This is a genomic window from Vibrio inusitatus (genome assembly GCA_024346935.1).
Lineage (GTDB): Bacteria > Pseudomonadota > Gammaproteobacteria > Enterobacterales > Vibrionaceae > Vibrio > Vibrio inusitatus.
This window is the reverse complement of sequence record AP024879.1, coordinates 418477-441429: the sequence shown is the minus strand read 5'-3', so window position 1 is coordinate 441429 and position 22953 is coordinate 418477. Positions and strand designations below refer to the sequence as shown.

17 protein-coding genes are annotated in these 22953 nt (G+C 41.0%); 7 read left to right on the top strand and 10 right to left on the bottom strand.

Going from position 1 to position 22953, the window contains the following annotated elements; genetic code table 11:
• Window positions 1–60: 60 nt before the first annotated feature.
• Together OCU48_RS15020 and OCU48_RS15015 are read right to left on the bottom strand one after the other, a co-directional pair.
• Window positions 61–1200, bottom strand: coding sequence for a DUF4382 domain-containing protein (locus OCU48_RS15020; RefSeq protein ID WP_141344623.1), 1140 nt, complete (start codon window positions 1198–1200; stop codon window positions 61–63).
• Between the two features lie 221 nt (window positions 1201–1421).
• Window positions 1422–2327, bottom strand: coding sequence for a type 2 periplasmic-binding domain-containing protein (locus tag OCU48_RS15015; RefSeq protein ID WP_141344622.1), 906 nt, complete (start codon window positions 2325–2327; stop codon window positions 1422–1424).
• Between the two features lie 139 nt (window positions 2328–2466).
• Between OCU48_RS15015 and OCU48_RS15010 the strand changes: the two genes are divergently transcribed.
• Both OCU48_RS15010 and OCU48_RS15005 read left to right on the top strand, forming a co-directional pair.
• Window positions 2467–6330, top strand: a complete 3864-nt coding sequence (locus tag OCU48_RS15010) for an ATP-binding protein (RefSeq protein ID WP_141344621.1) — start codon at window positions 2467–2469, stop codon at window positions 6328–6330.
• 6 nt (window positions 6331–6336) lie between these two features.
• A complete protein-coding gene (locus OCU48_RS15005) occupies window positions 6337–7365 on the top strand; it encodes a response regulator (protein ID WP_141344620.1) in 1029 nt (342 codons plus the stop codon).
• 183 nt (window positions 7366–7548) lie between these two features.
• On the opposite strand, the gene OCU48_RS15000 is transcribed toward OCU48_RS15005, so the two are convergent.
• A complete protein-coding gene (locus OCU48_RS15000) occupies window positions 7549–8028 on the bottom strand; it encodes a porin (protein WP_141344619.1) in 480 nt (159 codons plus the stop codon).
• A gap of 464 nt (window positions 8029–8492) precedes the next feature.
• On the opposite strand from OCU48_RS15000, the gene OCU48_RS14995 reads away from it, so the two are divergent.
• The gene (locus tag OCU48_RS14995) at window positions 8493–9980 is read left to right on the top strand and encodes a winged helix-turn-helix domain-containing protein (RefSeq protein WP_141344618.1); all 1488 of its coding nucleotides are present in this window, start codon (window positions 8493–8495) and stop codon (window positions 9978–9980) included.
• Here the strand turns inward: OCU48_RS14995 and OCU48_RS14990 are convergent.
• Entirely contained in the window at window positions 9977–10624 is a 648-nt protein-coding gene (locus OCU48_RS14990) for a mechanosensitive ion channel family protein (RefSeq protein WP_141344617.1), read from the bottom strand. The two genes, OCU48_RS14995 and OCU48_RS14990, sit on opposite strands and share 4 nt — an antisense overlap.
• Before the next feature lie 366 nt (window positions 10625–10990).
• On the opposite strand from OCU48_RS14990, the gene OCU48_RS14985 reads away from it, so the two are divergent.
• Window positions 10991–11626, top strand: coding sequence for a MarC family protein (locus OCU48_RS14985; RefSeq protein ID WP_141344616.1), 636 nt, complete (start codon window positions 10991–10993; stop codon window positions 11624–11626).
• 144 nt (window positions 11627–11770) lie between these two features.
• Here OCU48_RS14985 and OCU48_RS14980 read toward each other — a convergent pair whose 3' ends face one another.
• On the bottom strand, window positions 11771–12526 hold the full coding sequence (locus OCU48_RS14980) for an SDR family NAD(P)-dependent oxidoreductase (protein WP_141344615.1): 756 nt from the start codon (window positions 12524–12526) through the stop codon (window positions 11771–11773).
• A gap of 707 nt (window positions 12527–13233) precedes the next feature.
• On the opposite strand from OCU48_RS14980, the gene OCU48_RS14975 reads away from it, so the two are divergent.
• Entirely contained in the window at window positions 13234–14169 is a 936-nt protein-coding gene (locus OCU48_RS14975) for a polysaccharide lyase family 7 protein (protein WP_141344614.1), read from the top strand.
• An 85-nt stretch (window positions 14170–14254) separates the two neighbouring features.
• On the opposite strand, the gene OCU48_RS14970 is transcribed toward OCU48_RS14975, so the two are convergent.
• From OCU48_RS14970 to OCU48_RS14960, 3 genes are read right to left on the bottom strand one after another with little or no spacing between them, the layout of a single operon-like run.
• A complete protein-coding gene (locus OCU48_RS14970) occupies window positions 14255–15811 on the bottom strand; it encodes a hydantoinase/oxoprolinase N-terminal domain-containing protein (protein WP_141344613.1) in 1557 nt (518 codons plus the stop codon).
• Window positions 15811–16938 carry a DUF917 domain-containing protein gene (locus tag OCU48_RS14965; RefSeq protein ID WP_141344612.1) on the bottom strand — a complete coding sequence of 376 codons (1128 nt, stop codon included), beginning with the start codon at window positions 16936–16938 and terminating at the stop codon, window positions 15811–15813. The genes OCU48_RS14970 and OCU48_RS14965 overlap by 1 nt, the downstream gene beginning before the upstream one ends.
• Window positions 16928–18229 carry a cytosine permease gene (locus tag OCU48_RS14960; RefSeq protein ID WP_141344611.1) on the bottom strand — a complete coding sequence of 434 codons (1302 nt, stop codon included), beginning with the start codon at window positions 18227–18229 and terminating at the stop codon, window positions 16928–16930. The genes OCU48_RS14965 and OCU48_RS14960 overlap by 11 nt, the downstream gene beginning before the upstream one ends.
• A 118-nt stretch (window positions 18230–18347) precedes the next feature.
• On the opposite strand from OCU48_RS14960, the gene OCU48_RS14955 reads away from it, so the two are divergent.
• Window positions 18348–19274: a LysR family transcriptional regulator gene (locus tag OCU48_RS14955; protein WP_141344610.1), complete on the top strand. Its 927-nt coding sequence runs from the start codon at window positions 18348–18350 to the stop codon at window positions 19272–19274.
• Complete coding sequence (locus OCU48_RS14950) at window positions 19271–19888, top strand: NUDIX hydrolase (RefSeq protein WP_141344609.1); 618 nt, start codon at window positions 19271–19273, stop codon at window positions 19886–19888. The genes OCU48_RS14955 and OCU48_RS14950 overlap by 4 nt, the downstream gene beginning before the upstream one ends.
• A 197-nt stretch (window positions 19889–20085) precedes the next feature.
• On the opposite strand, the gene OCU48_RS14945 is transcribed toward OCU48_RS14950, so the two are convergent.
• On the bottom strand, window positions 20086–20745 hold the full coding sequence (locus tag OCU48_RS14945) for an NAD(P)H-dependent oxidoreductase (RefSeq protein ID WP_141344608.1): 660 nt from the start codon (window positions 20743–20745) through the stop codon (window positions 20086–20088).
• Window positions 20746–21048: 303 nt separating this feature from the next.
• Window positions 21049–22866: a cation:proton antiporter gene (locus OCU48_RS14940; RefSeq protein WP_141344607.1), complete on the bottom strand. Its 1818-nt coding sequence runs from the start codon at window positions 22864–22866 to the stop codon at window positions 21049–21051.
• Window positions 22867–22953: the final 87 nt, after the last annotated feature.

Here is a 22953-nt window from a genome sequence, read left to right as displayed (position 1 = left end):
TCTTATAAGCTAAAACTTCAAAGCCCCACTTCAAAGTGGGGCTTTTTATTTAATCAACCATTAGAATTCAACTCTTGTTGTTCTACCCGCTTCAACAATAACCTTGTTAAGGGATTGGAAAATCTCAAACCCTGACCCATTTGTTTCTTCGAGATCATATTGTGCGGTACATGTATATCCAATCGCATATTCATCCGCATAGAGTTCATCAAACACAAATTGCGCTTTAGGACCGGACGAAGTGACAAGCAAAGGTACGGCTAATGGCGTAGATTGTTTTGGGCGACGCTCCCCTTCTATACCTTCTCTTAGCGTGTAGAAACCCAACATTTGTTGTTTATCCGTTACTCCACGATACAAGTACACTGAATCCAACCCATCATAGTTATTTGCATGGCAAACACTTTGTACCGATTCAAGATCAATAGTGCCACTGATATGACCCAATCGTGATGGAATATCATCTATATGCACAATTTCAAAGTTTTTATTGCTTAAGAATCTCCAATCGTGATTCTTGTTGTAGCGAAGCGTATCTTCAAGGTTGAACCAAACCGCTAGATTGTTATAACCCTTTTGCACAGTAAATGTCTTACTTACTAAGCGTCCAGTTGGACGAGAGTTTTGTGGTGGCTTTGCACCAGCACAGGAGCCTTGGCTTGGTGTAGAAAGATAGAGGTAGCTGCCGTCAATATCACGAACGTGTGAATCATAGTCGATATCAACCTGAGCACCACCTTGATGCTGACCGTTGATATAAAGGCACATTTGATAGTCACCTGGTGATAACTTCAGGTCTTGAAATAAAGGCGCCGCATCACTACCGTTAGCGTTCATAACATCAATCATGCGCAACTCATTAGTCTCATGCTCAAAAGTGACATGATAGGCTTCACACTCACCTGTTTGGTCGCATGTTGCATCATCGCTACTGCCACCTATTCGTTTCAGGTATACATAATTAAATGCTATTACCGCTTCATCAACATCCGTTAAGCATTTGCCATGATTACATAAGGAATTGTCATTCAACAGCGAAGTGGGGGCCGTCCCACTGATAGCAGGGTCTAATTGATTGATCACTGCTAGGTTGAGCGTTGTTTGCGTTGGATTTGGAGAATTGCTTTCATCACTATTAGAGTTACAGCCCACAAAAGCGAAGCCAAACAATAAGGGAAAAACTAACTTTATTATTTTCATTACATATCCTGCGTTTTATTTCGAGCAGAAGATATCGCTAGGACATGTAACCTATGTCATGCATCTGTCAGCCAGATGCAATAGTGATGCTAGTGAGAGAAGATAGGAAAAACTCGAATAAACATCCTTACAAAGCGTTACTTATGCGAACAAGAAATACTCAGATAATGGATTCATACTCACTTTCTAATTGAAGGATTTTATTTGATAAATGAATAACGTTAAGGCTGAGTATTCAACTCTAACCACAGCTCCTTTTTGAAGGTTGGAACGGATTTAGGAAGCCTATTATTGGGAACACTATAAATTTTAGAGTTCTTCCATTTAGATAACGGGAAAGCAGATTGGGTTACTGGGTGGGTTTTTAATAAAGCCTCCAGTTCACCGTTTTCTACCATTCTTTCCATTCCATATTGAATCTTTGCCGCAAGCTCAAAGTTATTGTGGCTAGTATAAAACATCAGAGGTACTTGATAATGAATCAGTACTGAATCAAATTTAGCCAATGGCTTTTCTGGGTTTTTTTCGTTGTAATACTCCAACTCCCCATAACCTTCAGTGATACCTCTTGGGAAGTAATCACATCCGCCATCATGCAGTTCTTCAAACATCTGCTCAAATTTATCAACGCGAAAAACTTTATAACCACTGTCTTCTAATATATCAGCATCTGGCCATGCAGTTCCTTGGCAAGCAACCAAGTTTTTCAACTGATCTTCGGAAGTAATCTCTTCAAATTCCATCCTTTTTTCTGGTGAAATTATCATCATGCGATAACCCAATAAACCCATAAATATTGGTACTTTTACTGAAAGAAATGATGCTTCTCGTTCTGACGTTGGCGCTGAAGAAACGAGATCCAACACACCACCAATCCCTAAAAGTTGCAAGACTCTGCCTTGGCTTAACATAATAGGCATGAACTCTATTCTACTCGGTCCAAAATGTTCTTCGGCTATTTCAGTAGACCGAGAAACGAGTTTCACTAAATAATCATGGGACACATCTTCTTGCGACTGTTTTGGTGTCATTTTAATAACTTGGATGTCCTCTCCCGCTACACTTAAAGAAGCAATGGACAGACATGACAGTCCAATAAATTGATGTAACCAACGAAGTCTTTGCATTTTCTCTATTCGATATAGTTTAAAGGTGCTATAACATATTGGTAACTTTTTGTATTCAAGTCAATATCTTAAAAGTAATCAGTTGATTTCTGGAAGCTGATAGAGCAACTCAAAACACAAAGAGAGGATTCAAAAACTAATGGCAAATAAACTCGGTCAATCTCTCAACCGATTCATGACTGTTTTTGTATCGCTACTCATCATGACATTTCTTAGCTCACCATCATATGCAAACGAAGTGAATGTAGACCTGATTTCAGAGACCTCTATTAACCCATTGTCACAGATTGGGTTGGGGCTGTTGATTATCGTAATGGTGCTGTTAGTACTCTCTATTTTTTATCGTATTTTTCACAATAAACATGACAGCTTTTTTGGAGAGGACAGAAGTAAACGACTGTTCACCACATTAGTTCTTGGCTTATGCTTTAGCATGATTGTCGGTATTGCTGTTGTCTTACAAAACGAAAAAACCAATACTTTAAACTCATACAACGGGAGATTAGATCTCGCTCAAAATGGTATCGAAATCATTCTTCAAGAATGGTTAGGAGAAAAAGCAACCAATATAAAACTTCTCACTGACGAAAATTTCATAATCCTTGCTCAATTACTCGATGATATCTCTACACTTGATTTTCCTGCTGATGAAAAAGCGGAGATTATCCTCAACTCACCAATCCAGAGCCGCATTAGGCAGCACGTGAGAAGTCGAATCAGCCTCACGCCGACGACGGGGTTCACTCTTATTGGGCAAAACAACCTTAATCTAGCCTCGACCAACGACAACTATGTTGGGCAAAAAAATGCTTTAGAGGTTCACTCTTCCAGCTATTTGAAAAGAGCCTGGAATGGTGAGATTGTTTTAGTCCCACCAGTGAGAAGCGATAAAAAGCCTCAGCTTGTTACCGACAACGCTAACCTCCCTTCTATGTTCTTGCTCTATCCTGTCAAAGATGAAAATGGCAACATATTCTCTCTATTCTCACTCACGATAGACCCTACCAAAGGGTTTACGCGAAACTTTCGAGCAGCCAAGGTAGGCCAAACAGGTAAAGTGTTTGGTGTCGATAGTAAGGGCTTTATCATTACGAATAGTCGCTCTTCGTCTTCTATCAAAGATTCAAATGACATTTTGTTCAATAAAGTATCACCGATATTACTTGAGTCCATTATAGAGTTACGAGCTAATCCTGAGATTAATGATATCAATTTTGATGAACACATCACTCAACAAGATCAAGTGGTGTTAACCTCGATTCGCTGGCTTCCAGAATACGGTTTTGCCATTGTTGCTGAAATAACGCTAAAGGAAGTCTATAGCGTTTTTCATACCACCCGTTTTGTTCTGATTGCCTTTTTACTCATCTCTGTTGGCTTAATTATCTCGGTTTCCTTTTTCCTACTAAAAGTAGGAACACGATCTTATGAAATCATGACTAAGTCCAACGCCGAACTAGAAGAACAAATAGGGGCTCGTACATTTGAACTGAATAATAAGCGGCAAGAACTACTACAAATACTTGAGTCCTCTCCTATCGCTGTAGCCATCATTCAAGATAGCCAACCTGTTTATACAAACCCTAGGGCACTAGAGCTATTTAAGATATCTAAAGAACAGATCCATAAATATGAGGTTTCCAAAATATACTGCTCACCAGATGATCGAAACAAAGTCTATGAAGAACTTATCGAAAATGGCGCGGTAGTTGATAAAGAAATGCTGCTTCGCAAGCAGAACGGAACAAACTTTACAGGTCGAGTCAGTTACTACAAAACTCATTTTAACGGCAAAGAATCGGTACTTTTTTGGGCCTATGATGTCAGTGATATGATTGAACTGACTACTATGCTTGAGCAGTCGCGAGAACAAGAAAAACAAGCTAATCAGTCCAAAAGTCAATTTCTCGCCAATATGAGCCATGAGATCAGAACGCCTATGAATGCGATCATAGGCATGACTCATCTAGCACTCACGCGAAATCAAGACTCCGCGGTTGCTAGGTATCTAAGTAAAGTTGAACAGTCATCATCTACCCTATTGAATCTAATCAACGACATTTTGGACTTATCCAAGATAGAAGCAGGTAAGCTTGAACTCGACAATCAGCCATTCTCTCTCAAGGAGCTAATGAGAAGGCTTGCTGATATTTGTACAATTAAAGCAGTAGAAAAGTCTATTCGCCTTTATTTCGACATAGACTTTAACGTCGAACGACACTTAATTTCAGACGATACACGCCTGTTCCAAATATTGCTCAACCTCACGGGTAATGCCATTAAGTTTACCCAATCAGGTTCGGTGGTTGTAAAGGTTCAATTACTCACAAACTATGAAAATGAACAACAACTTAGATTTAGTGTTGTCGACTCTGGGATCGGAATAAGTACGGAACAAAAAACGAGACTATTCCAATCTTTTCATCAAGCCGATGCATCTACAACACGAAACTTTGGTGGGACGGGGCTTGGGCTGTCGATTTCAAAACAGCTAGTAGAAAAAATGGGAGGTTCACTTGAACTAGAGAGTGAACTAGACGTTGGCAGCACTTTCTACTTTGATGTTATTTTGGGCATTGATTTGTCTCATAAACGACAATGGCAAGAGTCCATCAAACAGAGTTCGAGTTACCATGTTTGGATTCAAAATGAAAACAACACATCCAACCAACTCATTCAAACCGCATTTCATCAGTTTAATACCAAAGTAACCTTCTTTAATTCCATCGATGAAATAGAAAATAATATTGTTGCTACTGAAGACAACACACTATTAACCGTCGACAAAGCATGTTCTGAGAACGTTTCCGACCTCAAACGGTTTGCCAATAAATTTAACCTCAATGTAGTAGTTTCAACCGATCAAGATACACGTGTAGATGAATTTCTCAATGCAGGATGGCGCTGTTTGTCTAACCCATCGTTACCAGACGAAATCTATGACGCCGTATTTGAAATCTCTTCAACCGTTAAGCCAAATACAGAAAATAAGAACTCTAAGACCATATTCAAAAATGCTCGAATACTCTTGGTTGAAGACAATGAAATTAACCAAGAATTAGCGGTCGGAATCCTTGAGCCCTTTGAAGTTGACATAGATATTGCTAGTAATGGTCAACAGGCCATTGAACTGGCCCAAAAGTATGAATACCCATTGGTACTTATGGACATTCAAATGCCTATTATGGATGGATATCAAGCAACAAAAATACTCAAGGAATCTGGTTACCCATCACCTATCGTTGCCATGACTGCTAACGTCATGGATGAAGACATCAAACGAGCCAAAGAAGCAGGCTTTGATGACCATATAGGAAAGCCAATAAATATGGACAAATTAAAGTCCGTATTGAGTCAATACTTAGAAACAGGAGCTATTGACCACACACCATCTGAGTTACCAATCATACATTCAAATGCACCTAATCTGTTTGATGCAAACGCTGGACTGGGTACCGTCAATGGAAACCGGCAGTTATATACAAAACTCCTAAGCCAATTTATTGACTCTACTCCTGACCAATTGACTCTAATGGATCAGAACCTGCAAGCATGTGATGTTTCGGCTGTTGAAATGACGGCACACACCATAAAAGGATTAGCCGCGAGTCTTGGTATGTCTAAGCTCGCGCACTCAGCTGCGACCATTGAGGAACATCTGCAATCCGAAACACCCGATGTAGATTACCTCATTCAACAATCAGCTTTGCTAAAAACGCGACTAAAAGCAACGACTCAACAAGCTAGGCTGTATCTTGAAAGCGTTCAGGAAAGCAATGATGATTCAACACCAACAAAAGTCATCAATATAGATACTCAATTGGTTGATCTGCTCGAAGCTATAGAAGCTTATGAATTTGAGGCACAAGGGATACTAGAATCATTACTTTCAGCAATACTAGACACTACAACTCGCCAGCAATTAGAAGCGGTGAAGCTAGCCATGTCCGATTTTGATTACGAAAGAGCGGCGCAGTTACTAAAAGAATTGATAAGGAAATAGACCTCTATGGCAGACAACAAACAAACGATCTTAATTGTTGATGATACTCCAGCAAACATTGATGTACTTGCCGGCACCTTTCAAAACAAGTATCGAATTAAAGTGGCAAACAGTGGCAAACTTGCAATCAAAATTGCGCAAATGAGCCCTGCTCCAGATATCATTCTATTGGATATTATGATGCCAGAGATGGATGGTTATGAAGTCTGTCAAATCTTGAAAAGCCAGCCAAACACCGAACATATTCCCATCATTTTTGTTACAGCTAAAATTACTGCAGAAGATGAAATAAAGGGCTTTCAGCTTGGTGCCGTGGATTACATTACCAAGCCTATTACGCCCTTAGTTGCAATACAGCGAGTCAAAACTCACCTCGCTCTAGCTAACCAGAACCGTGAGCTTTATGTAAAGGTTAAACACCAAACCGAAGAGATAAACAAAACCAAACTCGAAGTCATTCAGCGTCTCGGGCGCGCTGCAGAATACAAAGACAATGAAACAGGGTTACACGTACAGCGTATGGCACAATACTGCCACTTACTCGCTATTGCTGCAGGAATGAATGAAGCAGATGCAGATCTTCTCCGAGATGCAGCCCCAATGCATGACATTGGTAAAATAGGTATTCCCGACGGAATATTACTCAAAGACGATAAGTTAACGGCAGAAGAGTGGGATGTAATGAAAACCCACGTCAACATTGGTGCTGACATTCTTTTCGGGCCTGATAACTCATCCGTATTACAATTGGCTCACACTGTCGCTTTAACTCACCATGAAAAATTCAATGGCAAAGGGTACCCTGCGGGTATTTCTGGAGAGGAAATTCCTCTTGTCGGCAGAATATCGGCGATAGCCGATGTGTTTGATGCTCTAACCTCCCCTCGTCCCTATAAAAAAGCCTGGGATACCGAGGATGCCTTTGCTCTTCTCATTGAAGAAAAAGGGGAACATTTCGATCCAATATTGGTCGATATTTTCTTACAGAACAAGCAACAGATTTTAGAGATAAAAGAACGTCTTTCAGATCTATAGACTTACCTACTAGATAGTACCCCCTTAACAAAAGCGAAAGCGGCAGATATCTAAGATACATGCCGCTTTGTTTTAAAAAACAGATTGTTGATTTCGGAGGTTAACTCGCGTTAATTCCTCGTTAGTGTTTAAAGTGCTGCTTAAGAAGTGTCCTAAATACCGGTTGCTGAGTAGTTAGAGATGTTAAAAATGAAACTCTGCACTCAATGAATAACTGTTCTCAACCAACTTCGCTTCATAAATGTTATATTCCAAAGCAACTCTTACTGGGCCTAAAGATACACCTGCACCTGCACCGTAGTAAACATCATTGGTATCACCTAAGTTTGTTTGAAAGTGCCCTATACCTACTCGACCATAAAGATCAAAAATCGTAATAGGTAGCATTAGCTTTGCACTCGTTAGCCAAGCACCAGAATAAACATGTTCATAGTCCTTGTGTGTATCAACATAGTCAGCGTAACCCGCTTCGATTGCAAACATGTCATGAACTTGATATCCCAGAAATAAACTATATCCGCTGTTCTCGTCGCTATATTCTGTATCTTCGTTTTGTACTTGGTATTCTGAATAAAGGTAGCTCGCACCGATATAAGGATTCGCTGATACCTTAGTTATAAAAAATACAGCAGCGATTGGAAGGATAAGTTTGTTCAGTTTCATTGTCTAAAATTCTCAATATATAAGTTAATAGGCCTCTATATCCTTGAGTTAAAGATGACCTAATTGTCATTCGCCTCCTGCGACAGGCAAACAAGCATCTTGATTTCATTTTCACAAGATTACTTGCTCATAGCCCGTTTTGTGTACCTATCATGATTGAGAGTGAATCCGTTGGCATAAGCGAAACCTAAGCAGGTAATAAAAATTCTCATAACAAAAGTATAAAATACATAAAATCAGGAACTTAATGAGAAAAAGATACGATGATTGTTTAGAAATCAGCGTATCTTTATTAATGATCTAGACTCTCGATGGTGCTTTAGGCACATTCAAATCAGTGAGGTGATACTTTGCTCACAACTCACTTATCAACGCAGCCAAGATTTCGATTAAAAGTAAGAAAAATCATTCTATTAGAACTATGTTTAAACATAGGTAAGTACAATTAAGGTCTCTATCAGTCGATGCCAGACAAAAATATCAGCTTTATCGTGGATGAATGGCGATTTGTACCTAATGAAGGTCAAATTCAGTTTTCAGACTCTATCGTTACTATTGATAATCGCTTAACCAAATTGCTTGAGTTCTTGTGTCAGAACCCTGGATTAACTCATACCCGTGATGAGCTGATAGATCATGTTTGGGGCGGGACAGTATTAACCGATCAAGCTGTTACTCAAGCTATGTTTGAATTGCGTAAATTACTGAAACAACATAGCCTCAAAGGAAGTAGCTATATTGTCACAGTGACAAAGCGTGGTTATCGATTTGACGGAGAAGTCAGTTTTGAGAAACTAGATATCCAAAAGCCAGACAACACTACAATCCCACCGCCGAATGAAAGCGTACTAAAACAAGAGCAACCAATAGATAAGATTGAACAAGAAAGGTCGTCCCCTAAACAGCCTCGCATTGCTTTAACTATTCTCTCCATACTTGTCATCATATTGACCGGCCTGCTGTTATTTCAGTATCAAACTGACCAGCCCTCAATTACCAAAGATGACAACAAGCATCTTAGTCATTATGAGTTTCGTTATGCTGTGCTAAATGTGAGTGAAGACGTAAAAGCAAGACCTGAACTATACGGTATGGTAATTAAGCTAGTGGAGCATATTGGTTTTTATAGCAATGTCAGAATAGTGAAATCAGAGCGCCACAAACAGCTTGCAGCTCTTGAGTTTAATATTTTGACAACCCCAAGCCGTGATGGAAAAAAACTACGACTGTTAGTTCAATACCGCAATAGGGTATCTGACCAATTGCATCTTAACAGACGCTACTCCACAAACTTCTCCAGATTCAATGAGACTTTCACATCGATAATAGATGATCTGCTTAGAGCTATGTATATAGGGGTATCAGAAGAAGAAATACAGAGAGATATTGGGGTATTTCCGGAGAATAATGAAGCAACCAAATCACTAATGGCTGGTACTGGCATGACCTATACCGGTTCAGACTTTGAAGGTGCGCTAGAGCACTTTAGACACGCAAAAACATTAGCCCCTAATAATGCTTACACCATTGCGGTCAACTACATTGGGGAGGTTCTAAATGCCTTTACCAAAGATGAAAGTAAACAAGGTCAAATTATACAAAGTCTGAATCAAGAATTTTCTTCATCATTGGAAAAGAGCTTGGATGAAAAGCGCAGTGCAAAAGTATGCGAAGCAAATGCAATACTTGCACTTGCCAACGGTGATGCTGAAATAGCATCTAAAGTATTGCTGTCTATACCGTACAATCAATACACACCATTAACCTACTTATTAATGGCAAAAGCAGAAGAAGCTCAAGGTCATATCGATGCTGCAAAGGAACTTTACTTGCAAGGCACACAAAACACCTCTTCTCCTACCGCGCTTGAATTAGCAAGCCCTCTGTTTTTCGATAGCAATCTGGACAGCCTAATTAACGAGCTTAAAAATCCTACAAAAAAGAGTTACTAATAGAAAATAATTTCTTTCCCGTCGGGTTCATTGCCCGGCGCTACATCTATGCGTTTCACCGAACGCCTTGCACGCTTTACCCTAGAACAACTTTCAGATGATATGCCATAACCTGCACCTGTATTTTTAGTTTGAACCTTAGTGACACACTTTTGTAATAGCAAGGTGTTTGGGTAGGTAATAATATTGTCATTTGGATGTCTTATAAGGGTATGGAAAATCTTTATTTCTAGCAGAGTACCTTCTATTCCATCACCATCAGCCACCACAATATAATCACCGATCCGATATGGAAACACAAAAAATATAAGAAAACTCGCCGTGACATTACTCAATATTGACCATTGAGCAATAAAGCCTACACCGATAACAGTAAAAACTGAAGAAATGAAGATGGCAAAATTTCCATAACCTATTCCGCTTACAATTAAGAAAGTAGCAAATAGAATCACTCCACTAGACATATTTACACAACGTAAAATAAACGCGCTACGTGTTTCAGAGACTGACTTTGTATAAGCTAGACGAGTAATTGCCGTTTTAGAAAACCGCTTTAGAACCCAATAAATAGACAGGAACAATAGAGCAAGAATCAGATCATGCTCTTTTAAACCTTCAAAAATTGCTTCAATGTAATGTGACATAAAGACCTCTAACTTCAAGAAGTCCTCATAGTGTAACAATCTTAGTTTTGAATCATCACAACAGCCTAATCCTTACATAAAAATGAATATCACCTTAAAAGCTTTATAGAGTAAATTTCACACAGGCAACTCGTTAAGCCATTGTATATTATGATTTTATATCTTGGTTATATCATCCTTATCTATCCGTAATCCTTTAATGATGCGAATATCGCTGTAGTTTATAAGATAGTCAGCCATTTCAATCGACATACCAAATAACCATGATATTTATACTTGTAAAACTTATTATTCTCTGTGTAGTTAAGCTCCGAGAGCGAAAAAGTAGAGACTTTCACTTACCAGTTGTAAAGTGAGAAGATCTATATGAGCACATATTTCTTTATTAATTTTCTAGCAATAATTGCTGTTATTAATCCCATTGGCAACATCCCTGTTTTCTTGAAACAAAGCGATACTCTAAACACCTTTCAAAGGCGTCAATTGGTGCTTAATTCGGTAATGTTGTCCTACTGGGTATTACTCTTTTTCTTGCTAGTAATCCAAGTTATCTTTCAAACTGTACAAGTTCCTCAAGCCTTGTTTGAAATAATCGCAGGCTTTACCTTATTATATGTAATAAGCACGAGACTTCAGTCATTATCTGAATATAAAACAACAGATACAAAACATAACGCAGATTTATCATTAGATACAGTTGCTCAGCAGGCAATATACCCTTTGGCTATCCCTTCTATTGTATCGCCGCAAGCAATTATTACTCTCGTTATTCTCATGGGGAACGCACATTTATCAGGAACCAGTGACCTTATAACAGCATTAACACTCACACTGGTTCTATCAGTAACCGCCATGGTACTAATACGAGCTGATTTGATAGCTAGTTTCCTGGGTGAAGCAAGAATAAAGATAATTAGCAGTGCGATGAAGGTAGTAGTATTGTTTGTAGCACTAGAGAGTGTCTTTTCGGGCTCAAAAGCCTTTTTAATGGGGTTTGATTGAATCTAGAGATCAACCCTCTCGTCTACACAAAAAGATAACTCTGTATATGTTAGGGATAAGCATCAAAAAACGGCAGACCTCTTTCGAGATCTGCCGTTTATAAATCAGTTCAAACAGTAAAACTTAAAAAGTTTTACTTAGGTACTAGATACCTAGGGCTTGACCACCACCGATTTGTAGAGTTTCAGCAGTGATGAACGAAGCATCTTTGCTTACTAGGAAAGAGATTGCAGAAGCAACTTCTTCTGGTTGACCAAGACGGCCAAGCATGATGCTGTTAGCCCAAGAAGCGAATACTTCTGGCTTAGTTTCTTTGATTTGAGCGTGGAACGGAGTATCGATAGTACCTGGAGATACCGCGTTAACACGGATGTTAGCTGGAGCCAATTCTTTAGCAAGAGCACGAGTTAGAGTGTGAACTGCTGCTTTAGAAGTACCGTAGATACCTGCACCCGGGCCACCTGCATTCCAAGCTGCGTTCGAAGTGAAGTTGATGATTGACGCATTGTCAGATTTCTTAAGGAATGGAATAGCAGCACGAGATACGAAGAATGCGCTGTCTAGATTAAGAGCCATTACTTTACGGAAGAAATCAGTTTCCATGCCTTCAATTGGGCTACGACCACCTAAGCCACCAGCGTTGTTTACAACAACGTCGATTTTGCCGTATTTCTCACCAATAGTGTTGATAGTAGCAGTTACTGCGTTTTCGTCAGTAACGTCAAAACCGTAATACTCAGCTTCGATACCCGCTTCTTTAAGCTCTGCTAGACGCTCAGCGCCTTTAGCATCTTCGATACCGTTAAGGATCACTGTGTAACCGTCTTGACCTAGACGCTTAGCTACTTGAAAACCGATACCGCCAGTAGCGCCTGAGATAAATGCAACTTTAGTAGACATATTGATACTCTCTATGTGAGTTGATAGTTAGCTAGCCCTGCCTAGACTTCTACAGTCTTAACGGGAAGCCTATTTGTATTACAATATGGTTATTGTAATGCAATATCGAAAAGAATCAAGTGGCCAAGAAACATCCTATGCCCCAATAAATGGATAATAATCATTTTTGTGAAGCGAGTAATTTATTAAATGCTGCATTGTCCAATTACATCACAACGCTAGAACCCTACTAGGTACATAAGTTAGTGTTTCTGCTCAACACTTCCCTACTATAACGCCCTTTATGGTCAGCGATAACCAAGTGAGGTCACGTCAATATTTAGAACCCCTAATATAAGCAACTAATCACCTAATAGTGGTATTCACGAACAGCTAAATACAGAATATTCAAGTCTGAACTCATGATATGAACAGTATTCATCGTTTACAAAGCACACCGACAAAACAGGTGTATTTAGATTTTTTTCGCTAATTAATCGAAACTAAACCTACAGAATCATTCAGATCAAACAAAACACAGCAAACATAAAGAAAACTCAAAATATATAACATCATTAAAATCATAGAGTTACCTGCAACATCTGGCGAAATGACACATTTAGTTACAATGTACGGCCATTTCACACGTCCGATGTCACAGACAAATATAAAATCCTCGACTAGCATGCTTGCCATACTTTAATACAATATAAACTGGAGACGCTTCAATGCATTCCTTTACTAAAGTGGCCATTGCCGCTCTTTCTTCACTTGCCTTTACATCAGCGCTAGCTGCACCAACGCCAAATGAAGTTCTTGATCTACAATGCTGGAAAGTCACACTGCCTGTTTCATTAACAGGCGGCGATCGCCCTACAGAATTTGAAGAAAATGAAATCGCACGAGGTGCTCAACATTCAGAGTACTTTTATGTGAACAAAGCCGGTGATGGTGTAGTTTTCCGTTCTCCAGTATCGGGTATTAAGACTTCTGAAAACACAAAATACATACGTACTGAGCTTCGCCAAATGCTTCGCTGTGGTGATACTTCGATTAAGACTCGTGGCACAAACAAAAACAATTGGGTATTTGGTTCTGCACCAGAAAGCGATCATGCAAAAGTAGGCGGCGTTAACGCACGTATGGAAGTGACAATGTCTGTTGATGAAGTTACTACCACCGGTGTTGATTGGCAGCAAGGCCGAGTAATCATCGGGCAAATTCATGCGCCTAATGATGAGCCAATTAAAGTATTTTATCGCAAAATGCCTAATCACAAGACAGGTTCAATTTGGTTCAACGTAGAACCAGATCGTCGTTCTGGACTTCGCGATGGTGATATCAACTTCCCAGTTTTAGGTTCTACCAAACCAAACTTCTGGCGCCAAGGAGAAAAAAACACTCCAAAGAGCTTTGATGACGGTATTGCACTTGGCGAAAAATTCTCTTACGCCATTGACGTTCAAGGTAGCATCCTGACATTTGAACTTTACCAAGAAGGTCAATCTCCACGTAAAGTATCTGTAGATCTAGATATCTACGGCGTAAGTCTAGAAGACAGCTGGAACTACTTTAAAGCTGGCGTCTACGTCCAAAACCGTACTGGTGAAGCTGACGATATGACTGCTGCAACAATCTATGACCTAAAAGTAACTCACGACTAATAACAACATTGGCTAGGTAATAGACAAAGCCCCTAAGTCATAGACTTAGGGGCTTTTTAATACTCTTAGCTTTCAAGCCGTAAGATTAAGCAATCTTACCCGCAGCTTTGATCTTCACGTGTACCATGTTGCCTTGAAGGTAACTCAGTGGGATTTCACTTCTTTCAATAACTGCAACGCTTTCAGGGCAAGCTCCTGCATCAATTGCGGTCTGTTTCGCTTCTTGCTCTAGGGCATCAAGTACCTGTTGGCGCTCATTGGCAGCGATGGGAACTATCTTATCTAGCTGACCAGAAATCTCACCAAGGGCAACACCAATGGCGTTAGCAACCTCAAAGTTTTGTGGACGCACCACCTCACTTACGCCAGTAAACTCATCAGGAAGAAGAGCACTACCCCCTCCCACCAGAATAACCGGTACTTGGGCTGCAGAGGTCTTCATCTTATCTATGCCCTCTTCTATCACCTCAATCATTTGCTGATAGATGATTTCAGCCGATGGCTTAGACAGTTCTGTCACTTGTAATTTATGATCTGCATGCCATTGCATTTTTTCTAAAGTCAGTGCCACATCAGTCAAGGTTAGTGTCTCGCCACCAAAGCTTTTACCCTTTTGCAAAAGTTCATGTCCTACACTGTCCGGCCCCAAGCTATACCCTTGCGCGGTTGTACGAACGATAGTGCCACCACCTATGGCTAGCGCTAGAATATCCGGCATTCGAAAGTTAGTTCTTACCTCGCCAAGCTCAACTGCAATACTAGATTCACGTGGATAACCATGTACCAAGGCACCAATGTCAGCGGTCGTACCGCCCACATCTACAACAATGGCATCATCGCGCTTAGATAAGTGACTTGCACCTCTAATAGAGTTTGTTGGTCCGCACGCCACAGTTAAAATTGGATACTTAAGTGCAAACTCTTGCGACATCAAAGTGCCATCATTTTGACCAAAATATGGATGAACCAAAATGCGATGCGATTCCAATGCATTGCAGAAGCCTTGCACAAAACGCTTGGCTGTTCCTTGAAGAGCGGCATTGAGAATAGTGGCGTTTTCACGCTCTAAAATACCTAGGCTGCCTACTTGGTGAGAAACCGAAATGTTGACTTCAGGAAGCTCTTGCCTAACCCATTCTTCAACTTGATTTTCTTGCTCTCCGTTTACCGGTGAAAACACCCCACAGATTGCAATTGAATCAACCTTTCCTTGCATTTTTGCACACAGATCGCGAATCTCTTGCTCTTGAATATCGGTAATTAACTGACCATCGTATTCATAACCGCCGTGGGCTTGATAGAAGTGCTCGCCTAGCAATGCTTGCCAAGAATCACTCCAGCCACATAAAGGTGGCACACTGCTGCCACTTGGTAGGGCCAAACGAATCATACCTACGCGATCTAATCCTTTTTTCTCTACAATGGCATTAGTACATTGCGTTGTACCTAACATGGCATGTTTGATTTGCGCACCAGTAGTGCCACTTTGCTCTAATAGTGCAGTGATCGCACCATCAATACCCGTAAAAATATCGTGTGAGGTCGGCACTTTTACCTTAGCGACACATTCTAAATTGGAGTCGAGCAATACACCGTCTGTGTTAGTACCGCCAACATCTATACCCAAACGAAACTGTTGCATTATGCTCGCTCTCCCTGAATTAACTGCTCAATGGTTTTATATTGCACGTCATAACCAAAGTAATTAGGACCGGCTACCTCTATACCCTTCGCCGTGCGCCATTTAGGATCACAAGGATAAGCAATAAGATCAACACGTTGACCGTATCTAAGCTGCTCGGTTGTTATCGGTTGGCCCGTTTCATGATCAAGGATAGAAATTAGATCGGGTGTAGTTGCTAACAATGATTCTTGGCTAATCTCTTCGGCTTTTCTGCCTTTGTGCGCCAATAGCAACTCGTTCTGGAAGTGCACATACACATCTTTTGGTTGCGACTGTGTACCCGCTTTAGTTAGCTTTTCAATGATCACACCGCCAGTGACAAAACCGCCAGCTGTGGTGCGTTCAATATCAACAATCTTTCCGCTGATAAGACGTGTACCACCAACAATATCAAGGACTGCATCGACGGCGTTTTCACCATTCTTATTTGCCGCGCGAATTGCCTGACCAATCTGCATAGCTTGGGTTAAGGTACCGCCTAACGCACTACGTTTTAGGTTGTGCCCTTTCATTGGGTAATCACACATTGCAGCACTGCCTCCCATCTCTTCGGTAATTGGACGAGCAAAGCGCTCTGACCAAACACCATCTAACGGATGTAGAGTCACAACATTACCTTTTTCATCAGCAAGCGTGTTGGGTGCAGATGGCAAACCATCTAAATAGAAGGTCACCATTTGAGACTCAGGAAATGCACGCCCCATTGCGTCACAATCCACCACGGGAATGCCTTTTTGGGCAGCGACCAAAATAGGAATTAATGAGTTAAAACCGCCAACTTCAATAGGAAAAGTAGCCTGTATCTCTTCACCCAATGCTTGCTCCATCGCCTCAAATGCCACCAGCATCTGAGACTCAGAGTTGATCTTCTCAATCGATACCGTTGGCGCTCCGATCATCGATGACGGTACTGTCATCCATTCATCTTGCACTTCTTCTAAAGAAATAATCTCTACAGGATTTTTAGCGTTTCTAATCGCTACCTTGGCCATTAGTGCACCACTGTAAGGATCACCACCGCCACCAGTGCCAAGTACTGTCGCACCGAGAGCAATATCATCAATCATTTGCTCATTAATAATCACGGACAGTCTCCTTATTCTTTCCCATAGAGCTCACTTTTGTTAGCACCATATAGGCAACAAATGATGCCAAGATGCCATCAATAGGCGAGATTGAAGTGATTGAGAACAAGTTAAAGAACTCACCGGCTGTACAAGCACTGATTGCGCTACCAAATGCCCAAGCAACCAAGCCATTGATCTTCCATGAAGGTACATTCTGTATCGCTTCAAAGGTAAAATCTTGCTTATTAATGAAGTAGTACTGAGCCAGATACACGCCAGCAGATGGAGCGATTGTGACTCCTAGCAGAGTCAAAAATGCAGTGAATTTGTCAACCATGCCAAACTGAGCAATGGCAAGACCAATAATGGTCATCAAAATAACCCACACTGGGCGTGGTACACGAGGAAGTGCAACAGACATACCAAGAGCACCGGATACCAAGTTACTGCTGTTTGTTGTCCATTGAGCAAATACCAGAATGGTAATGGCAACCATACCGAGTCCAATCGTAAAGAATACTTCAACAAGGTTGTCTGTTCCTGTCATTTGCGTCAGTAGAAGAGCAACAACGATAGTCGCACTATTACCTAGTAGGAAACCAAAGCCTGCACCAAGAATGGCATCTTTACGGGTTTTCGCATAACGAGCAATATCAGGGGATGCAATCGCAGCTAAAATCCAGATAGACATAACAAAGGAAATCGCTTCGCCCATCGACATTGGAGCAATAAGCTCTCTCTCACCGGCAGGTTGTGCACCCGACGCCATAATAAGACCAAGGGTAATCAAGCCAACCATCAATGGCACTGAATAGGTAGAAAGCTTACCAAGAGCACGAACACCATAAATCGCGGTGATCATCATCAGCGTACCGCCTCCAACAAGAGCGGCAAAGTGCGGTACTTGTAAATTATATTTGGCCAAAGCCTCAACTAAAATCAGTGCAAAGAAGTCCGCTTGGAAAGCAAACCATCCAACGAGAGAAACACCAGTAATTAGCCCTAATAGTTTGCCACCGTTGCGACCAAACACAGCGCTACTTACTAGCGGAGTAGAAACCCCTGATTGAAAGCCAATGTTTGCACAAAGCATGGCCAAAACAGCAAGAATAGATGAACCTATAAAGGTGGCTAGCAAGGCATCATTAATTGCCATGCCTTCACTCAAGATAGCCCCTAAGAACAAGCCTGAAATATCAATACCAATCGCCAACCAAATTAGGCTGATTACCCACCAAGAACGCTTGGCTTTTTCTGGCACCGGCTCTAATTCGAAATCGTCAATTTTTGACTTGGATTTTTCAGACATCCGTCTCTCCTACATATTTATCCATATTGATCACATAAAAAAAGTTAGCATCTTGTTACATGTAAATAAATACATATTATTGAATCTAAACATTCTAAAATGATCATGTAATACTTTTATGTCGATTAACATGGAAAAATTAGACAAGCGCGACCTGCGTCGACTAGAGCTTTTTTCAGAGATCGTTGAGCAGGGTGGGATCAGCAATGCCACTTTGACCACAGGTCTTAGCCAACCCGTACTGAGTAAAGAACTCATCACTCTTGAGAAAAGCTTAGGTGTTGTACTTTGCAACCGAGGAAGAAGTGGTTTTGTGTTAACAGACGAGGGATGCAAAGTATATAATTATGCAAATGAGATCAATAGTTTGCTTTCAGACTACGCCGCTAAACTCAAAGGTGTGCAATCTAAATTAATCGGCCAAGTTCGTGTAGGTTGTCTGGATAATACCGTCTCTCTGTCTTCTAATCCCCTCTCAAAAGCCATCGAGGCTTATTACAAACTTAGTGACGATGTTGAGCTCACCTTAGAAATCGCAGATTTTACTGTTCTCAACGAAAAATTAGCAAAAAATCAATTAGATATGATGATCGTCGTTTTAGATGACCATCACACCCATTCTTATGCCCATGTTGAGCCTATCTTCACTGAAGAGAGTTGTTTATATGCACGCAAAGATCTCGCCGAAGTCATTCGAAAAAACAACTATTCACTAGAGTCTCAAAGAATCAATGTCGGTGGCTACGCGGCTGATACTATGTATGCTCTGCTAAATGTTCATCAATATCAAAACCTAAAGCTCATTGATGGTTGGCACGTTGAATCCGGACTGATGCTCACTTTAGCAGGGACGCACATTAGTTTTCTTCCAACACACCTTATCGAAAACTATGATTACCGGGATAAATTTAGCGCATTAAAGCCAGAAGAATGGCACTTTAGAAGTCAGTTTTCTATCGTGCTTAGAAATCATCTTAGAGGGCTATCTCCTGCCGCGTCCGCCTTCTATGATTGTTTAATTGCTGCGGTAAAGGAATCAACATGAGTCAATGGCTAGAATGGGCTAAACAATTACAAGCAATAAGCCAAGCGGGAAAGACTTATTCCGTCGATAAATTTGACCTAGAACGCTTTGACCAGGTGGCTGAAATATCGCATAAAATGTTTGCCCAACTCAGCGACCAACCAGTAGAAAAGGTATCGAATCTATTTATCGATGAACGCGGATACCCAACACCAAAGATTGACCTAAGAGCTGGCGTTATCCAAGATGGCAAAATTCTATTGGTTCGCGAACGTGCAGATGATTGTTGGACTTTACCCGGAGGTTGGGGCGATGTATGTGAAACCCCAAAACAAGGCGTTATTCGAGAAGTTTTCGAGGAATCTGGGTATGTGGTTTCTAACCCCCAACTCGTTGCTATAAAAGACAGGGCTGTCCATCCCTACACTCCTCCATACCCTTTTCATATTTATAAGATGTTTTTCTTATGTGAGTTAGAGTCAGGGGAGCCGACAATTAATATTGAAATCTCTGAGATAGGATTTTTTTCTATTGATGAAATACCCGAGCTTTCCAAAGGACGAACAATGAAGCAAGACATAGAGATGCTCTTTGAGTTTTCGACTAATCCAAATATGAAAGTTTATATCGATTAAAATGCAGTAATGACCATGCTTTTAGATGCCCGATAAAACACCTCGGGAATGACCGCTTTCGGCTATCAGCTTGTAGCTTGTAGCTTGTAGCTTGTAGCTTGCAGCTTGCTACATGGTAAGCCTAAACATACATACCAACACAACGAAAAAAGGCTAAGTTATCACCTAGCCTTTCTCATTGATTCAATTACTTACTATTAAACAACAGCGATAACGTCTTCTGTTGCTAGGCGCGCCTTTGGCTTGCCGTAGTTGTAGTCTTCACCTTCTAGGTGGTAGCCAATAGCGAGTGCGAAATCACACTGATAGCCGTTTAGTTGCTCTGAAAATGCTTGACCGATAAGTTTAGGATCAACGCCTTCCATTGGAGTCGATGCAATGCCCATACGAGCTAATACATGTAGAGCGTTACCAACAGCAATGTAAGTTTGAGCCTTAGTCCAGTTGCCGTTAAAACCACTTTCGTCGGTGTTTAGCTCAGCAAAACCGTACGCTCCGTTTAACATGTTGTCGTACATGTCAGCGGGTAAATGACCAGAGCTTACTTCTACATCAACAACTTTGCGGTAGTCATCTTTGGTGTAATTTGGATTATGTGCAAACAAGATAACGTGTGACGCTTCTTTAGCATGTGGTTGGTTAAATTGGTGCATGTTGGCAAAAGTATCATGAAAACGCTGCTTAGCCTCATCGCTCTCAATCACAATAAACTTCCACGGTTGTGAGTTGATAGAAGAAGCAGACAAACGGAGTGCCTCTTTGATCACTTCCATATCTTCAGCTGAAATGCGTTTGTTTGTATCGTATTTCTTTGCTGTGTAACGGCTGTTTAGATCTTTGATGATTGGGTGCGACATAATGAAACTCCTCATAAGCGTTGTCGATGGCGAGCATAATAAGAGGTTCATCACACTTTAAAAAGAGTCAATACTTCCAATCATTATGGACAATTAAATCCATAATGATAAGTGCCCTCTAATCCACCATTAACACTTCATTTTTTAATCAACGCAGTGAAAGCTTAAGGCGTTGTATATTCAGTTAGCTCTGTTTTATAAATAGCTCGATATTGATAGTTGCCTTCCTCATGGCATAAAAGCAAAGTGCCAAAAACAAAAAAGCCTCGTAATTCACGAGGCTTAAAAATAAATCCAGTTAGACTAAACTCTCTCTCCTCGTCTATCTTCTCCTATCCATTGTTTCTTAATCAAGGAGACCACTGTTTCACCAGATTGTGGGGCAAACTCACTATCATCCCCCACCATATGTATTCGTTGTTGAGTTGTCACAACAAACAAAGGTTGAACGAGGCTCTCATTATATTGTTTGAGGTAGTCTTGATAGGTAAAGCTATCACTAAGCTTAGTGTGCTTAACTTCCGCCCCTTGATTAATCAGGCTAGCCAACTTTTTAAAGCTATGCTTTCCAGAGAATAGCGTTTGTCCAAAGGACTTTTTACCCACAATGTGTTTGTCACCGTTATTGTTTTTTATATCCCTTAGACAGAAAACTCGATTCACACCAAAGTCTGATAAATACTGCATACACGCCATGATATTAAAATGCTTGTCGGGGCTCATGGCCACCACATGCCCAACACCAATTAGATCAAGGTATTCATCAGCGTGGCTCGACGTTGGATTACCGTAGTAATACTCCAATCCAGCCATTTTCGCCTGGCTGATGTAATCCCAGTTTGAGTCTGTCACTACTACCCTTAGGTCATATTTAGACAGGGCAAGTGCAACCTCACGCGCTACATCATTAGCGCCCACGATCAAGAAACCACGCGGAGCTGTCTCTGCTACCCCTAATAGTTTTGCCATAGGTTTGGCAGTAAAACTTTGCAACACAACGGTTCCGATGATCACCATAAAGACTAAAGGAACTAATAACTTAGCTTCCTCCATACCGATGTTATATAACTTAATCGCAAACAATGCAGAGATAGATGCAGCGACGATCCCTCGAGGTGCTACCCAAGCCAAAAAAAGCTTTTCTTTAAAGCCTAGACTGCTTCGCAATGTGGAAGCAAAGATAGACAAAGGGCGAGCGACAAGTTGAATGACCACAAACAAAATGACAGCACTCCATCCAAGTGCTTGGAAATCTTCTAAATCAATACGAGCCGCCAGTAAAATGAACAAACCCGTAATAAACATAATCGTTAGATTTTCTTTGAAGTGGAGAATGCTTTGAATATTCACATCTCTTGCGTTGGCTAGCCACATTCCCATCACTGTCACGGTCAATAATCCAGACTCAGACTCTAGATAATTTGAACCCGCAAATACGGCTAGCACAATGGTTAACACGCCAAAGGGTTGTAAATACTCAGGCAACCAACCTCGCCTGAGCACTTCAGCAACACCCGCACCGGCTGCAGCCCCAATCCCAAACCCTATCACTAAGATAAACCCGAAGACTTCAAAGCTTTGTGCTGAACTACTCGAGATAATAAATTCGTACACCATGACGACAAACAGCGCCCCTAGGGGGTCAATTAAAATTCCCTCCCAGCGAAGAATATTGGATAACCTCGATGTAGGTCTAACGGTTCTTAGCAGGGGCACTATTACCGTCGGTCCAGTCACTACGGTCAAGCTTCCAAACAGCAACGCCAAAGACCATTCAAAGCCCAGTAAATAGTGTGTAGCAATACTCGTGACAGCCCACGACACCAAAGCTCCTATAGAGACAATGCTCCACACGGTATTGCTGACGCCCTTAATTTCAGAGAACTTTAGAGTCAAACTCCCTTCAAAAAGAATCACCGCAACCGCCAGTGATACCAGAGCGAAGAAATGCTCTCCAAAGACAGCTTGTGGTTGTATCCATCCCATAATGGGGCCTGCAATAATGCCGGCTATAAGCAAAAACAAGATAGCGGGCAATTTCAGACGCCATGCCAACCATTGGCACCCAAGTCCCACAATACCCACAGCAGCAATACCCAACGCAGCCCAATCTTCGTGCATAGTGATTCTTCAACTTTGTGATTACCTGTAAACACCTTAGTAGATTCAATCACTTGTGCCACTTTATTCGACAATGCATCAAGGCTG